The organism is Acidisoma sp. S159, assembly GCF_009766125.1.
In the GTDB taxonomy this organism is placed as follows: domain Bacteria; phylum Pseudomonadota; class Alphaproteobacteria; order Acetobacterales; family Acetobacteraceae; genus Acidisoma.
In genome coordinates this window covers 604,940-619,466 of the sequence record NZ_LMUG01000059.1, presented here as the reverse complement: position 1 = coordinate 619,466, position 14,527 = coordinate 604,940, and the positions used below count along the sequence as shown (strand labels likewise).

The window sequence follows — 14,527 nt, the reverse complement described above, 5'->3', positions numbered from 1 at the left end:
AGGTTCGTGTACTATGCCGTATGGTTAACGATCCATCGGCACGCGTGAGGCGCGCCGACACCGCTCAGCAGGCTTTCACTGCTTTCCTCCTGCGTCGTGGTTTCGGCCTGCTGACGGCGCTCGGGCCGAGGCGCGCCTCCAATCTCGCGGGCGCCCTGAGCCGCGGCATCGGGCAGCGGCTCTCCGTCTCGAAGGTGGCCGACCGAAACCTGCAGCGCGCCATGCCCGAACTGGATACGGCCGCGCGCCGGGTGATCATCGGGAACGTCTGGGAATCGATCGGCCGTACCGTCGGCGAACTGCCGCACACCGCCACCCTGCGCGAGACCGATTCGGGCCCAGGCTGGGAGATGGTCGGCCGCGAGAATCTGCCGGCCGGTCAGGCGATCTTCTTCTCGGCGCATTTCGGCAATTGGGAGATGATCCTCCCCGTCGCCTCGCAAACTGGCCTCGCGGTCTCCGGCTTCTATCGTCCGGCCTCCAACCCAGCGGCCGACCGGGTGATCCAGGAGCTGCGACTCGCCGGGCTTGGGCCGCATGTTCAGATGTTCACCAAGGGCGCGCGCGGCGCGCGTGACGCTTTCGCCCATATCGCGCGCGGCGGCTCCCTTGGTCTGCTGATCGACCAGAAGATGAATGACGGCATCGCCGCGCCGTTCTTCGGCCACCCGGCCATGACCGCCCCCGCCGCCGCCCAGCTTGCCTTGCGCTTCGGCCTGCCACTGGTGCCGATCCGGGTGGAACGGCTGGAGCCGGCGCGTTTCCGCGTCGTCTGCGAACCCGCCCTCGCCGCGCCTCAAACCGGCGACCGCAAGGCCGACATCCTGGCGCTCACCACCGCCATGAACGAGACGGTGGAGCGCTGGGTGCGCGGCGACCCCGGCGCCTGGCTCTGGCTTCACAAGCGCTGGCCTAAGCAATGAGGCGGCTGCGCCCGGACCGCACCCCACCTCGGCCCAAAGGAACGAGGGCAATTCAAATGGGTAGCCCTGGGCTGCGAGGGCCCGTCGCCCCTTGCCTCTCGCCCCCCTTAAGGTCATAGAACAGCGCCTGCAGGCTCCGATTTCGGGGCCCGTTCGGCGCTTCCGGTGGCCGCAGGAAACTCCGCAGCGTCACGCCACCCCTACCTTCCGAGAGACCTTTGAGCGACACGCCCTCCAATCCCCCGCTGCCGCCCTCCGCGACCCTTCCCGTCATGCTGGAAGACGAGATGCGCCGCTCGTATCTCGACTACGCCATGTCGGTCATCGTGGCGCGCGCCCTGCCCGATGCGCGGGACGGCCTCAAGCCCGTCCATCGCCGCATCCTGTTCTCGATGAACGAGTCGGGTTTCACGCCCGACAAGCCCTACCGCAAGTCTGCGCGCATCACCGGTGACGTGATGGGTAAGTATCACCCACATGGCGACTCGGCGATTTACGACGCCCTCGTCCGCATGGCGCAGCCGTTTTCAATGCGCGTCCGCCTGATCGACGGCCAGGGCAACTTCGGCTCGGTCGATGGCGATCCGCCGGCGGCGATGCGCTACACCGAATCCCGCCTCGCCAATGCGAGCATGTTCCTGCTCAACGACATCGACCGCGATACGGTCGATTTCCAATCGAACTACGACGAGAGCGCCGAGGAACCCAAGGTTCTGCCGGCCAGCTTCCCCAATCTGCTCGTCAACGGCGCGCAGGGCATCGCGGTCGGCATGGCGACCAATATCCCGCCGCATAACCCGACCGAGATCATCGACGCGACCCTCGCCATGATCGAGAATCCGGGCATCACGCTTGATGAGCTCATGGCCATCGTGCCGGGTCCCGATTTCCCCACGGCCGCCATCATCCTCGGCCGCTCCGGTATCCGGCAGGCCTTCGAGACCGGACGCGGCAGCGTCATCCTCCGCGCCCGCACGGAGTTCGAGGAGATCCGCAAGGATCGCACCGCGATCATCGTCACCGAGATCCCCTATCAGGTGAACAAATCGACCCTGATGGAGCGGATGGCCGATCTGGTCCGCGCCAAGCAGGTCGAGGGCATTTCCGACTTGCGGGACGAGAGCGACCGCTCCGGCATGCGCATCGTCATCGAACTCAAGCGCGATGCCACGCCCGAGGTGGTGCTCAACCAGCTCTTCCGCTTCACTCAGCTCCAGACGTCTTTCGGCGTGAATATGCTGGCGCTGGATGGTGGCCGCCCGCGCCAGATGGGCATTCGCGAACTGCTGGGCTGCTTCATCACCTTCCGCGAGGATGTCATCCTCCGCCGCGCCCGGCATGATCTGGCGCGGGCGCGGGATCGCGGCCATCTGCTCGTCGGCCTCGCCATCGCGGTCGCCAATATCGATGAGGTCATCCGCCTCATCCGCGCCGCCCCCGACGCCGCCGCCGCCCGCTTCGCCCTTATGGCGCGGGACTGGCCGGCCGAGGACGTGCTGCCGCTCCTCGCCCTGATCGAGGATCGCGGCAATGCGGTCGCCGAGGCCGGCACGGTGAAGCTGACCGAGGCTCAGGCGCGCGGCATTCTCGACCTGAGGCTGCAACGCCTCACCGGGCTTGAGCGCAACAAGATCCAGGCCGAACTCACCGATGTCGCGGAGAAGATTGGCGATTTGCTAGACATCATCGGCTCGCGCCCGCGCCGGCTGGAGGTCATGCGCGACGAGCTTGCCACTGTTCGTCTCGAAATCGGCACGCCCCGCGCGACTGAAATCACTGATGCCGCCGCGGACCAGGACGACGAGAGCCTGATCGAGCCGGGCCAGATGGTCGTCACCATCACCCGCGACAACTTCATCAAGCGCACACCACTGGAGACCTTCCGCCAGCAGAATCGCGGCGGCCGAGGCCGCACGGCGGCGGCGACGCGCGGCGACGACGTGGTGACGCGCAGCTTCAACGCGCATACGCACCAATGGGTGCTGTTCTTCTCCTCGGGCGGCAAAGCCTATCGCGAGAAGGTCTGGCGGCTGCCGGAAGCCGGGCCGCAGGCCAAGGGCCGGGCTCTGATCAACCTGCTGCCCGAGCTTGGCACCGACACCATCACCACTGTGCTGCCGCTGCCGCAGGACGAGAGCCTCTGGGAAAACCTGCATCTCGTCTTCGCCACCGCCGCGGGCAATGTCCGGCGCAACAAGCTCTCCGACTTCCGCAACATGCGTGCCTCCGGCCTCATCGCCATGAAGCTCGATGAGGGCGACCACCTCATCGGCGTCGCCACCTGCCGCGACGGCGACGACATGATGCTGGCAAGCGAGCGCGGCCGCTGCATCCGCTTCCACATCCACGGCGATAACCTGCGCGTCTTCGCCGGCCGTGACTCGGCCGGCGTGCGCGGTATCCGGCTCGCGGCCGGCGACCGGGTCATCGGACTCTCCGTATTGCGCCACCTCGAAGCCAGCCCAGGGCAACGCACGGCCTACCTCAAGCGCAACCGCAGCGGTGACGACGAAGCCGTCGCTGAGGTTGAGGCGGAAGCCGAGGCCGAAGGGAGCCCCGCCGAGGAAGCGCTGAGCGAGGAGAAGTTCCGCGCGATGCAGGAAGCCGAGCAGATGATTCTGACGGTCACCGATGGCGGTTACGGCAAACGTTCCTCCGCCTTCGACTATCGGGTGACCGGCCGCGGTGGCCAGGGCATCACCAACATCACCCTGTCGCGCCGCAACGGCACCACGGTCATCTCGACTTTCCCGGTTCATGCCGGCGATGACCTCATGCTGGTCACCAGTGCCGCCCGCCTCATCCGCGTGCCCGCCGATCAGGTTCGCGTGACCGGCCGACAGGCCCAGGGCGTGACGTTGGTGCGTCTGGGCGAGGGAGAGACGGTCACCAGCGTTTTCCCGGTCATGGAGGGGCCCGTTGACGCGGATACCCCGCTCATCGAAAGCGGCATGGAGCATATCGACCCTGGTCAAATCGATCCCGGGACCGACATCTCCGATGAGCAAGCGCCGGAAGGCGACGATCCCGCCGTCTGAGAGGACTTCATGCCCAGGCCCGAAAAGGTCGGCGTCTATCCCGGGACCTTCGATCCGGTGACGCATGGCCACATGGACATCATCACGCGGGGCGCCAAGCTGGTTGACCGCCTCGTGGTCGGCGTCGCGGTGAGCGGGGGGAAGTCTCCGATGTTCTCGCTGCCTGAACGCGTGGAACTGGCCAAGCTGGCGATCGCCTCAGTGTCCGCCGAGCATGGCGCGGCGATCGAAGTGCGGCCGTTCTCGTCCCTGCTCGTCGATTTCGCGCGAGAGACCGGCGCCGTCATGATCCTGCGTGGTCTGCGGGCGATCTCCGACTTCGATTTCGAGTTCCAGATGGCGGGCATGAACTACCGGCTTGATCCGAAGATCGAGACGGTGTTCCTGATGGCCAGCGAGCGGCATCAATTCATCTCCTCACGCTTCGTGAAGGAGATTGCGCGCCTGGGCGGGGACGTCTCGAGCTTCGTCCCGCCCTCAACCGAGGAACGGCTGGCCGCGCGGATAAGGGAGAAAACGACATCATGATATTCAATCGACGCGGGCTGATTGCCGTCGCGGTAGCGGCGGCTGTCACAACCTCCGGCCTTGCGGGCGCCGTTTCGGCATGTGCCGCCGGTGCGCCTGAATTGGCGATGGATCTCAAGGACGGCCGGGTCATCATCCAGCTCCGCCCTGATCTGGCGCCCAAGGCCGTCGCCCGCCTCATCACGCTGACGCAGCAGGGCTTCTACAACGGCACGCCCTTCCACCGCGTCATTGACGGCTTCATGGCCCAGGGCGGCGACCCGACCGGCACAGGCACCGGCGGCAGCAGCCTGCCCAACCTCCCGGCGGAATTCTCGAATGATGCGAAATTCGTGACCGGGACGATCGGCATGGCGCGCACCAGCGATCCGAACACGGCGAACAGCCAGTTCTTCATCTGCTTCGCGCCGCAGCCTTCGCTCGACGGCCAATACACCATCGTCGGCCAGGTCATCAGCGGCATGCAGTATGTCAACAACATCAAGAAAGGTGACGGCGACAACGGCCAGGTCACCAGCGCGCCTGACCGCATCGTGAAGATGACGGTGATTTCGGCCGGGCAGTAGCCGCGGCTTACCTCTGTCTCGGCACTCCACGCCGTCACACCCCCTCTTTCACACCCCCTCTTTCACACCCCCTCTTTCACACCCCCTCTTTCACACCATCGAATGGACGACGCATGAGCGCATCACAGCCTGACGCCACCGGCAGTGGCCCGACCCTTGAGCTGACGCTGAAAACCGGCAGCGTCATCATCGCGTTGCGGCCCGATATCGCGCCCAAGGCGGCCGAGCGACTGCTGTCCCTGGCAGCGGAGGGTTTTTACGACAACACGCCCTTCCACCGCGTCATTCCGGGCTTCATGGCGCAGGGCGGCGACCCGACCGGCACTGGCACGGGCGGCAGCAAGCTCGCGAACCTACCGGCGGAGTTCTCCAAGGAGGCGAAGTTCGAGCTCGGCACTGTCGGCATGGCGCGCACCGCCGACCCGAATAGCGGCAACAGCCAGTTCTTCATCTGCCTCGCGGCGACTCCCTGGCTTGATGGCCAGTACACCATCGTCGGCCAGGTGGTGAGCGGGATGGAGCATGTCGAGGCGATCAAAAAGGGCGCCGGACAGAGCGGCTCGGTGACGGATCCCGACCGCATCGTGAAGATGACGGCCATAAAAGGCCAGTAACCCTCACCTTACCGCTTGACGCGGCGGGTGCCTTGCCGTGTAAGGCACCCGCCTCTTCGTGCCTTGGAGCCCGTAGCTCAGCTGGTAGAGCACGTGACTTTTAATCATGGGGTCGTGGGTTCGAGTCCCACCGGGCTCACCATGTCCTGCAGTGTCCATTTGGCCACTCGCGCACCAGAGCCTCTTAAGACATAAGTGACCACCTTCGGCCGAAAAGGTGGCCGACGAGTTGAGTCGTGTCGCCGGTCATCGCCATTTCGCAGCGATGAAGGGCTAGCTCCGTCAGAACGAAGGCGGGGGCTTCATGAGCGAGCACTACGGGATCCTCCACAAGTCCCGTCTCGCTGACCGGGAGTTTCGCATCCTCAATGCGAGAAAATGCCTCCAGGCGATCAAGCGGCACGTTCCATTCGACTCCGTTGTGGATTTCGGATGCGGCATCGGCGGCTGGCTACACGCCGCCAAGATGCTCGGAGCGAGCAGGGTTCTGGGGATCGAGGGAGACTGGATCAAGCAGAGCGAAATGCTGATCGAAGAGTCCGAATTGCGGATCGCGGATCTCGGCAACGAACGTTTCGAGTTTTACCGGTCGTTCGATCTCGCGCTCTCGGTCGAGGTAGGGGAGCATCTTCCCGCAACTTCCTCCGACAGCTTGTGCGACAGCATGGTGAATGCGGCCAACGTGTTGGTGTTCTCGGCGGCTATTCCGGGTCAGGGTGGAGTCGATCACGTCAATGAGCAGAAACCGAGGTATTGGGTCGATAAATTCTGGCAGCGAAATTTTGTCCCGCTGGAGATCATTCGGCCAGCCATCGCCAACGAGCCGAAAATGTACCCGTGGCTACAACAGAATCTAATGATGTTTCTGAACTACGACTTGCTTTCGGCGCAACCCCAACTAGCGCGGTTCGCATTGCCACGTCGACACTTCTACGCGAAGTATTGGCCGATGTGACATTGCGGAACCGTCAGTTTGCCGCGAGATCGCCGAAGAATTCAGATACCGGGCCGACGCCACAGGTGAAGAGGCGATCCCGCGCCCACGTGCAGGCAACATAGAACAAATGCCGCTCTGTCTCGTAAACTTCATCCAATTCGACCTCGTCGGTCACCCCCTCCAGACGTGCGCGTAGCCGCAGCACATCATCGTCGCAGGCCATCACCACGACCGCCTTGAACTCCAGCCCTTTGGCGAAATGCATCGTCGCCGCCGTTATGCGCGGTGATGTCGTCTCCTCGAGATCCGCGAGTTCTCCCGGTGTCGCGCCCGCGTTCAGGATCGCGGCTCGCGCGCGGTCCAACTCACCACGGCTGCGGACGAAAACGCCGATTTCGAATGAGGCGATGCCCGATGCCATGGCATCGCGTAACCAAGCACCGACGCCCCCGATCTCCGCCTCGCGCGACAAAAACACGCACACTTCCGGTGCCGGGCCGTCGAAGAGAGACACCGTGCGGTCCCGCTGGTCGATGACGCCGTCAACGTCCTGCACCGTCGAGGGCAATAGCCGATCCGCCATGCGCCGGATCTGGTGCGAGGTGCGGTAATTCACGGTCAGCGTGGAGGAGCGTCCGTGGACATCCACGCCCAGCGCCGATCAGGAGAAGGGCTGCTGGGAGATCCGCTGGCCGCCGTCGCCGGCGAAGAACAGCGCGTCCGGCCCGGTGGGCGCGATGGCCGCCAGCAATCGCAACTCTGGAACACCCAGATCCTGCGCCTCGTCCACCACCACATGATCGAAGGGCTTGTCGGCCCGGGCAGCATAATAGGCGGTCGCCCGGCTGAAGATCTCCGCCCAGGTCAGCAGCCCGCGCTTTGCCAGGGAGGCGCGCGTCGCCGCGAAGACCGGCCACAGCCGCTCTCCCTCTGTCCGGCGCTCATCCGGCTCTTGCGGCCAAGACGGGGCACGGTGGCATAGGCCGTGACATCCTCGATCTGCCAGGCATCCACCACATACCGCCATTCCGAGAGGATGAAGCGCAGCGGATAACCGCTGTCGCCCACGGACGACGCCGCCTTCGTCACCGCATCGCGCATCTGCTCGTCCGATGCGGGAACCGCACGGCGGCCGAAGGCGAGCTGGAACAGCTCATCCGCCACCGCGCGGATCGGCGAGACCGTGATGCGCGCGGCAATGCCGGGCGAGGCCACGGCCAGAGCCGTCAGGCGTCGCTCCAAGGCGGCGGCGAACTGCGCCGAGAAGGTGGTCAGCAGCACGCGACTGCTCGGCGAGGTTCGTGCCAGCCGTGCGGCGCGGTGGAGGGCGACGACCGTCTTCCCCGTGCCCGCGGAGCCAGTGACGCGTGCCGGGCCGTTGAAGCCGCGCTCGTCGACGCCTTGCTAGCTGGGGTGGAGAAAGACGATCCATCGCTCCCAGGGCGCGTCCAGCGCCGCCGCGAGTTCCGCCTCATTGCCGATCGTGCGGAAGCGGCGCTGTGCATCAGGATGAGCGAAGGGATCGGCGGCGACAGCGGTTTCGTGATGGGTCGCTGCCACTGGCCCGACGCGACATATTCCAGCAAGGCCTCGGTCGCCTCGGCAGGGAGATGCTCGGCGAGGGTGAAGAAGCCCTCTTCCGTCGCGGCTTGCACGTCGGCGATCCAGTCTGGCGGCACGCCGATGCCGAGTAGCTGTTCCGCCGAAAGCAGGGCGAATAGAGGTGGCACGGCCGCCGGCGGCGGTACCACCGGCACGGCCGCGAGTTCCTCCACCCTTTCCCGCACCTCGACGATCTGGATGGCGCCGGTGTTGGTATGCGCCTCGATCCGGCGGCGTTCGGCCCAGGCATAGGCGGCGTCGTGGTGATCGACATAAGCGAGCAGGAAGCTCGCCTGTGTCTTGTGGATGATGCTGCGGATATCGGCATTGGCGCGGACCGACCAGAAATCCGGGTCGCGCGAGGCCTCGATCCGGTGGAAGCGCGGCCCCGGAGCGGCGGGATTTACCTGCAGGTCGAAGGCCGTGGTTTTGGCGGCCTTCTGCGCTTGCCCATCCAGCCGCGCGAGCGCGGCAGTGAAGGTCTCGGCGATGCGGAATTCCATGCGCGACTCTGCTTTCAGATTCAACGGTGGGGACTGAATTCATCCGTCATTCGCCGCGAAGGCGGGGGATGACGGTGATGTTGCGTCGCCCTCGCCCACTCGGCGTTGTTCTGTCGGACACGAAATTTACACCGCGAACACCTTCATCACCTCGTCGCCGAAGTGATTGATCACCTTCACCGCGATCCGTCCCGTTTCCGGCCTTGGGAAGGGGCGCGAGGTATCGCGATAGAGCGTGGCCCAGGCTTCCTCGTCGATCTCCGCCCTGAGCGCGGTCTTGAGCGATTTGTAGGGGTCGTTGGCGCCGAGGAAATAGGCGTGGCGGACGCGAAAACTTTCCTCGTCATACAGCGTGTCGATAAACCACGCGGCGATGCTCTCCGTGCCGCCTGACCGGATCTCGCCGGTCCGCCAGCGCGCGAACGCCGCGATCAGCGAATTCGAGGAAATGCTTGAAGTCGCGCACCGCGCGCGACCCGGTGCGGCCAAGATCAATCTGCTCCGGTCGCAACGATGCAAAGACAACTAGCTCCAACCGAGCGCGCGTGATCGCGACGTTGAGACGACGATGTCCACCCTCTTTGTTCAGCGAGGAGACGGTGGTCGAGACGCGCTCCGCGGCATCCGGCCCGACCGCAACCGAGAAAATGATAACATCCCGCTCATCGCCTTGGACATTTTCCAGGTTCTTGACGAAGACGGGTTCGTGCCACCGCTCTTTGTCGAAGAAGGTTTCGAGATCCGGATAGGCGCGCCGCTGTTCCTCGAGCAGGTTTTCGATGAGGCGCTGCTGATCAGCATTGAACGTTATTACGGCGGCCGGCTCGTCACTTTCCCATCGCCGGTCACAACGGATCGGGCGGTTCGTCTCGTTCGGGTTGCTGACGGCCTCTATGAGCGTGGCTCCTCCAACCGCATCAACCGGCCTGAGGCGCGGGTGGTCGTGGCCGAAGTTGTGCGGCGATTGTAATGCGCGTTAGAGAACGCGATGAGGCTCTCGTGACGCGAGCGGTAATGCCAATCGAGCGCGCGGTGCGGGATATTCGCCGCCAAACAGCCCGATTAGTGCGGCAAGGTGCCGCGCCTGCCTCGCCCATTCTGTCGCCGCCAGCAAGCAGGCCACTGCATCATCGGGATCCGTCCGGGGCCTGCCGAAGCGCGCGAGGATCGCATCAGCGGAACAACCCGCGCGGAGGTGCCGACCGACTGAGTGAGGGCCGTCAGATCAGGCCCCAAATATTCGGGAAGCTCACCCTCGGCGTGGAGGCCGAGTTGCAGACGCACACGCCGCGTCTTAGCACCCCGGGTAAGAAAGTTAGCGCTCTGCGCCTCCAACCAACTGGCCAGAACCGCCTGTAGATCAAGGTCGTGGACAGCATGTCGGTAGCGTCCCGTCAGGCCGGCTTCACGACGTTGCTGCTCCTGCCGAAATGCCTCGCGCTCCGCCAATGCGGCTTTCAATGTTTCCGCTTCGGATCCGAGGAGAGGCAGGCCTTGCGCCGCCTCGTCGCGGATCAGATGGCGCCCAAGGGCGAGGAGAGCCTCTGCGCCAGCATAGCCTCCGGCAAGGGCTTCCAAGCCCAGGACAGCGGCAAAGCGCCGGCTCGCTTCCCCCAGAGCTTGCAGCACCGAGATATCGCGATCCAGCACGCCAACCATCTCGGCCTGCCAGCGCGGCGACCATTCGACGGTCTCGATCCCCGCGAGAGGATGCTCAGGGATGTCACCCACGGCTTCGAGCACCGGGCGGAGATCGCGGAACAGACCGCGCAGGCGGGCGAGCGCCTGGGGCGACGCCGCCCTATCGTCTTCCAATCGAGTGCGAAGACGATCCCTGTTGCCTCGCCCGCCACTACCCGCCCGAAGGCTTCATAGGTAGAGAGGCCGTTCGCGCGCGGGCGATGTAGCGCCGCGACTAGGGCGTTCAGCTCGTCCTTGAGCACGCTGAGATCCGATGTCGCCCCCGCCCAGCCGGCGGACGATGCGACTTGCCGTTCGTACCAGGCAGACTTGAGCCGAGCCAGCACATTGGACTTCTGCGCCTTGGTGGAATGGATTTCGAGGCAGTAGCCTCCAAGCCCGATCTCCTCGAGGCGACGTTGCACGACCTCAAGCGCCGCGGTCTTCTGCGAGACGAAGAGGACGCTGCGTCCGATGGCCAGGCATTGGGCGATCATATTGCCGATCGTCTAGCTTAAGCCCCTTCCGATTGAGAAAGCATGTCTTTAATGGGAATGTTTCGGGTACGAAGTTGATGTCGGGGCTATTCACGGCACACCTCGAGCGACATCAGGCATGAGACGCCACACCGCTCTTGGCTCGGGGCGAGGGAACGGCACAGTTCGCGAAGTCGGCGCCCGTTCTTTCCCTTGCGACCGTCCCTGTCCGGTCGTCGATCAGATAATTGGTATTGAGCGGCCACTAAAGGCCCGCGGATCTCGGTAAAAAGCCGGCGTGGGTTCGCGCTTCACCGTGGTCGCTGCGTTTCGGGCTGGATCGCAGGCTTTTCGGCCAACCGACCAAAGCCCGCATACGTTCCCGCCAGAAGCCACCTCGGCCCGCGGCCACAGCGAACCAGCCATCCTGCCACTGCCAATAGGGCTCGCTGTATGCGGGATAGGGATTGCTGTCGATGTGTCGCCCTTCGGTCTTTGCCGCCTCGCCCTCAGCGAAAAACGGATTGTCCGAACGCTTTTGCTCGGGATTGGCAAGCTGAATGACAGGCTTCATGGATTGTCTAGCCACGCTCGCTGCAACTCGTCTTCAAGGTATTGGAGCGGGCCACCGGAATCGAACCGATACCTTTGGCCTGGAAGACCACCGCAATGCCACTTTGCTAAGCCCGCTCAGTGACGGGACATTACCCGATCCGATGGCATCGAAAAGCTGTGCTTCGGGATATTGTCCCTAATGACAGGCCCCCAAGCGAAGTAGCATTCCATCGCGAGCAAGCCGCCGGGCACCGCGCCCCGGGGCCTACGTCTGCATTGACGGGACTCAGTGTCGTTCATACTCTGCCGTCTAGATGCTGTAGCCTTCGCGTCCGGCCGATACGCATATCGATAGGTGGAAAATGCGCTTTTCCTTGGGCGACGCTCGAATCGAAACGGAGAATGCGGATCATTGGATCGCGCCAACCGCCGTCGTGCTCGGACGGGTGCGGTTGCTCGCGGATGCGTCGGTGTGGTGGGGTGCCGTGTTGCGCGGTGATAACGAACTCATCACGGTGGGGCGCGGCAGCAATGTCCAAGATAACGCTGTGCTGCACACGGATATGGGCTTTCCGCTCGAAATTGGCGCGGAGGTGACGATCGGCCACCTCGCCATGCTGCACGGCTGCACGATCGGTGAGGGATCGCTCATTGGCATCGGGGCCGTCATTCTCAACGGAGCGCAGATCGGCCGAAATTGTTTGATCGGGGCCAAGGCTTTTGTCGGGGAAGGCAAGATCATCCCCGACAATTCCATCGTAAAGGGTGTGCCCGGCAAAGTGGTCGGCGAAATCTCCGCCGAGCAATCGGACAAGATAAAGGCCGGCACCGCGAGTTACGTGCGTAACTGGAGGCGTTATCAGCGGGATCTCAGACTGGACGAAGCAAGCGCCGGTCCCTGACGAGCCGCAGGGCCGGACGCTCCGCCGGCTCAGACGAAACCGGCAACAGGATGTGGCACGTAGGGCTCTTCCAACGCGGCGATCTCGTCGGGCGTCAACACGAGGCTGAACGCTGCAATGGCGTCGTCAAGATGATGCGGTTTGGAAGCCCCCACGATCGGCGCTGTCACGCCAGGACGCGATAGCAACCACGCCAGCGCCACCTGTGCCTGCGGGACGCCGCGAGCGGCGGCAAGCTTGGCGACAGCCGCCACCACATTTTTGTCGGAATCGTTGACCGGGTAAAATCGCTTTGTAGCCTGGTCTGTTTCAGCACGCTTCGTGCTCGGCTTGTCTTCCCAGGGCCGGGTCAATTTTCCTCGTGCCAGCGGGCTCCAGGGGATGACGCCGATGCCTTCTTCCAGACAAAGCCCGATCATCTCCCGCTCCTCTTCCCGATAGAGCAGATTGTAGTGGTTCTGCATCGAGACGAAGCGAGACCAGCCGTTCTGATCGGCGAGATAGAGCGCCTTGCAGAATTGCCAGGCATGCATCGATGACGCGCCGATATACAGAGCCTTGCCGGCCTTCACGACATCATGCAGGGCTTCCAGTGTTTCCTCGATCGGCGTGTGATCGTCGAAACGATGTATCTGGTAGAGATCGATGAAGTCGGTCCCGAGGCGTCGCAGGCTGGCGTCGATCTCGGCCATGATCGCCTTGCGCGAGAGGCCGCGCCCGTTGCTGTCCTTGCGCATTGGGCCATGGACTTTCGTCGCCAGCACGACCTCGTTCCGTGGCACATAGTCCAGCAAGGCACGGCCCACAATTTCCTCGCTGGAGCCATCGGAATAGACATTCGCCGTATCGAAGAAATTGATGCCGCCATCAAGCGCGCGCTTGATGAACGGACGGCTCTCGGTTTCGTTCAAAGTCCAGAGATGATTTCCCCGCTCCGGCTCGCCGTAAGTCATGCATCCCAGACAGATGCGAGAAACGCTCAACCCCGTCTTGCCAAGCTTGACGTAATCCATCTTCGGCCACCTTTCCTGTGTCCTACCCCAGCCAGTTTGGACAAGAGAGCCTCAACCGCAACTCTCAGGTGCTCGCGGCGCGCCTATATCAGCTATTGCCGCGCTACCTTGTCACTGATTCATAGCTCGGTAGCCCATCCGACCCAGCAAGAATCGATTTGCCGTCGATCCATGTTTCAATCAGATGAAGATCATCGTCCAACACTACCATGCAGGCGCGCGCCTGGGGCTCGATCGCGCCAAGATCCGTGAGCCCAAGATATTTCGCCGGTCTCGCGGATACCATATCGGAAGCCTGTTCAAGCGTCAGGCCGACCTCGACCAGGTTCCTCAGCGCATCTAGCTGCGTGATCGCGCTGCCGGCAAGGGTTTTCCCGTCCTCCAGCGTCACGCGGATCCCGCTCTTGTCAATCGCGTGTCCTCCCCACTGGTGCCGTCCATCCGCAAGCCCGGCGAGGGTGGAATCCGAGACCGAATAGAGATACGGAATAGCTCGGTAAGCGGCGAGCAACACGGTTCGGTCGACATGCAGCAGGTCGCAAATGATCTCCGCGTACTGGCCATGCGCCAGCGCATAGGCCGCGACGCCGGGGCGGCGATGGTCGACGCCACTCATGGCGTTGAATAAATGGCTGAAACCAGAGCAGCCGGAACGGAAACCTTCTGCAGTCTCCTCCGCCGTTGCAAGGCTATGAGCGATCTGCACACGCACGCCGGAGTCACACAAAATCCGAATGACATCCAAACCTCGTGGAATTTCCGGCGCAACCGTCGCAACCCGAATCGAAAAGCGCTCGGCCCAGTCGCGTGCAAGAAGCGGATCCCCCGGTAGCGTGGCTGCTTCCTGCGCGCCGAGCTTCTTCGGGCTTATAAAAGGTCCTTCGAGATGAGAACCCAACACGATAGCTTCGGTCGGTCTTCGATTTTCCATGACCGCGTCAATCGTGGCCAATGCATCTTCGATAACCGGAATACTTGCGGTCGCGGTCGTCGGAGCCATCGCCACCGTGCCGCGCGAAGCATGAAACCGGGCGAGGCCACGCACAGCGTCTTCACCGCCCCGCCAGTCATAGCCACCGCCGCCATGAACATGAAGATCGATGAAGCCTGGAAGAATGTGCGGTGCTGGCGGCCGCTCCCCCTTCGCAAGTGCACAGCCGACGATATGGAAGATTCGGAGGTCACTCATC

Annotated in this window: 15 protein-coding genes, 2 tRNA genes and 2 pseudogenes; 8 read left to right on the top strand and 11 right to left on the bottom strand. The window is 63.7% G+C overall.

Annotation, left to right across the window (positions count from 1 at the left end; genetic code table 11):
* Positions 1 to 44: 44 nt before the first annotated feature.
* The 7 genes from GSQ92_RS19675 to GSQ92_RS19645 all read left to right on the top strand — a co-directional run bounded on the left by GSQ92_RS19675 (position 45) and on the right by GSQ92_RS19645 (position 6,624).
* Positions 45 to 923: a lysophospholipid acyltransferase family protein gene (locus GSQ92_RS19675; protein WP_254065797.1), complete on the top strand. Its 879-nt coding sequence runs from the start codon at positions 45 to 47 to the stop codon at positions 921 to 923.
* 272 nt (positions 924 to 1,195) lie between these two features.
* Positions 1,196 to 3,961, top strand: coding sequence for a DNA gyrase subunit A (gyrA, locus tag GSQ92_RS19670; RefSeq protein ID WP_174246707.1), 2,766 nt, complete (start codon positions 1,196 to 1,198; stop codon positions 3,959 to 3,961).
* A gap of 9 nt (positions 3,962 to 3,970) precedes the next feature.
* Positions 3,971 to 4,489, top strand: coding sequence for a pantetheine-phosphate adenylyltransferase (gene coaD / locus GSQ92_RS19665; protein WP_158804615.1), 519 nt, complete (start codon positions 3,971 to 3,973; stop codon positions 4,487 to 4,489).
* Complete coding sequence (locus GSQ92_RS19660) at positions 4,486 to 5,055, top strand: peptidylprolyl isomerase (protein WP_158804616.1); 570 nt, start codon at positions 4,486 to 4,488, stop codon at positions 5,053 to 5,055. The genes coaD and GSQ92_RS19660 overlap by 4 nt, the downstream gene beginning before the upstream one ends.
* 113 nt (positions 5,056 to 5,168) lie before the next feature.
* Positions 5,169 to 5,669: a peptidylprolyl isomerase gene (locus GSQ92_RS19655; RefSeq protein ID WP_158804617.1), complete on the top strand. Its 501-nt coding sequence runs from the start codon at positions 5,169 to 5,171 to the stop codon at positions 5,667 to 5,669.
* Between the two features lie 66 nt (positions 5,670 to 5,735).
* Positions 5,736 to 5,811 (top strand) — tRNA-Lys (locus tag GSQ92_RS19650).
* A 162-nt stretch (positions 5,812 to 5,973) separates the two neighbouring features.
* Positions 5,974 to 6,624, top strand: coding sequence for a class I SAM-dependent methyltransferase (locus GSQ92_RS19645; RefSeq protein ID WP_158804618.1), 651 nt, complete (start codon positions 5,974 to 5,976; stop codon positions 6,622 to 6,624).
* Between the two features lie 13 nt (positions 6,625 to 6,637).
* Here GSQ92_RS19645 and GSQ92_RS31065 read toward each other — a convergent pair whose 3' ends face one another.
* From GSQ92_RS31065 to GSQ92_RS19615, 9 genes and pseudogenes are all read right to left on the bottom strand, one after another.
* On the bottom strand, positions 6,638 to 7,255 hold the full coding sequence (locus tag GSQ92_RS31065; RefSeq protein ID WP_254065798.1) for a 3'-5' exonuclease: 618 nt from the start codon (positions 7,253 to 7,255) through the stop codon (positions 6,638 to 6,640).
* Positions 7,256 to 7,267: 12 nt separating this feature from the next.
* A complete protein-coding gene (locus GSQ92_RS31060; protein ID WP_371418566.1) occupies positions 7,268 to 7,396 on the bottom strand; it encodes a hypothetical protein in 129 nt (42 codons plus the stop codon).
* Positions 7,397 to 7,470: 74 nt separating this feature from the next.
* A pseudogene (locus GSQ92_RS31055) lies at positions 7,471 to 7,929 on the bottom strand (hypothetical protein); the annotation flags it as partial.
* Positions 7,878 to 8,711, bottom strand: a complete 834-nt coding sequence (locus GSQ92_RS31050) for a hypothetical protein (protein WP_254065799.1) — start codon at positions 8,709 to 8,711, stop codon at positions 7,878 to 7,880. The gene GSQ92_RS31050 and the pseudogene GSQ92_RS31055, both read right to left, overlap by 52 nt.
* A 126-nt stretch (positions 8,712 to 8,837) precedes the next feature.
* Positions 8,838 to 9,200, bottom strand: coding sequence for a hypothetical protein (locus GSQ92_RS19635; protein ID WP_254065800.1), 363 nt, complete (start codon positions 9,198 to 9,200; stop codon positions 8,838 to 8,840).
* 82 nt (positions 9,201 to 9,282) lie between these two features.
* Positions 9,283 to 9,483, bottom strand: a pseudogene (locus tag GSQ92_RS31780) (hypothetical protein); the annotation flags it as partial.
* Positions 9,484 to 9,773: 290 nt separating this feature from the next.
* The gene (locus tag GSQ92_RS19625) at positions 9,774 to 10,526 is read right to left on the bottom strand and encodes a hypothetical protein (RefSeq protein WP_158804619.1); all 753 of its coding nucleotides are present in this window, start codon (positions 10,524 to 10,526) and stop codon (positions 9,774 to 9,776) included.
* 606 nt (positions 10,527 to 11,132) lie between these two features.
* Entirely contained in the window at positions 11,133 to 11,441 is a 309-nt protein-coding gene (locus GSQ92_RS19620; protein WP_158804620.1) for a hypothetical protein, read from the bottom strand.
* Positions 11,442 to 11,483: 42 nt separating this feature from the next.
* Positions 11,484 to 11,557 (bottom strand) — tRNA-Gly (locus tag GSQ92_RS19615).
* A gap of 227 nt (positions 11,558 to 11,784) precedes the next feature.
* Here GSQ92_RS19615 and GSQ92_RS19610 point away from each other — a divergent pair.
* The gene (locus GSQ92_RS19610) at positions 11,785 to 12,324 is read left to right on the top strand and encodes a gamma carbonic anhydrase family protein (protein ID WP_158804621.1); all 540 of its coding nucleotides are present in this window, start codon (positions 11,785 to 11,787) and stop codon (positions 12,322 to 12,324) included.
* Positions 12,325 to 12,353: 29 nt separating this feature from the next.
* Here GSQ92_RS19610 and GSQ92_RS19605 read toward each other — a convergent pair whose 3' ends face one another.
* Together GSQ92_RS19605 and GSQ92_RS19600 are read right to left on the bottom strand one after the other, a co-directional pair.
* On the bottom strand, positions 12,354 to 13,337 hold the full coding sequence (locus tag GSQ92_RS19605; RefSeq protein ID WP_158804622.1) for an aldo/keto reductase: 984 nt from the start codon (positions 13,335 to 13,337) through the stop codon (positions 12,354 to 12,356).
* Between the two features lie 103 nt (positions 13,338 to 13,440).
* Positions 13,441 to 14,526: an N-acetylglucosamine-6-phosphate deacetylase gene (locus GSQ92_RS19600; protein ID WP_216850369.1), complete on the bottom strand. Its 1,086-nt coding sequence runs from the start codon at positions 14,524 to 14,526 to the stop codon at positions 13,441 to 13,443.
* Position 14,527 lies beyond the last annotated feature (1 nt).

Coding starts and splice junctions, on each gene's coding strand:
- gyrA (WP_174246707.1), top strand. CDS start 1,196: ATGCTGGAAGACGAGATGCGCCGCTCGTATCTCGACTACGCCATGTCG.
- coaD (WP_158804615.1), top strand. CDS start 3,971: ATGCCCAGGCCCGAAAAGGTCGGCGTCTATCCCGGGACCTTCGATCCG.
- GSQ92_RS19660 (WP_158804616.1), top strand. CDS start 4,486: ATGATATTCAATCGACGCGGGCTGATTGCCGTCGCGGTAGCGGCGGCT.
- GSQ92_RS19655 (WP_158804617.1), top strand. CDS start 5,169: ATGAGCGCATCACAGCCTGACGCCACCGGCAGTGGCCCGACCCTTGAG.
- GSQ92_RS19645 (WP_158804618.1), top strand. CDS start 5,974: ATGAGCGAGCACTACGGGATCCTCCACAAGTCCCGTCTCGCTGACCGG.
- GSQ92_RS31050 (WP_254065799.1), bottom strand. CDS start 8,711: ATGGAATTCCGCATCGCCGAGACCTTCACTGCCGCGCTCGCGCGGCTG.
- GSQ92_RS19620 (WP_158804620.1), bottom strand. CDS start 11,441: ATGAAGCCTGTCATTCAGCTTGCCAATCCCGAGCAAAAGCGTTCGGAC.
- GSQ92_RS19610 (WP_158804621.1), top strand. CDS start 11,785: ATGCGCTTTTCCTTGGGCGACGCTCGAATCGAAACGGAGAATGCGGAT.
- GSQ92_RS19605 (WP_158804622.1), bottom strand. CDS start 13,337: ATGGATTACGTCAAGCTTGGCAAGACGGGGTTGAGCGTTTCTCGCATC.
- GSQ92_RS19600 (WP_216850369.1), bottom strand. CDS start 14,526: ATGAGTGACCTCCGAATCTTCCATATCGTCGGCTGTGCACTTGCGAAG.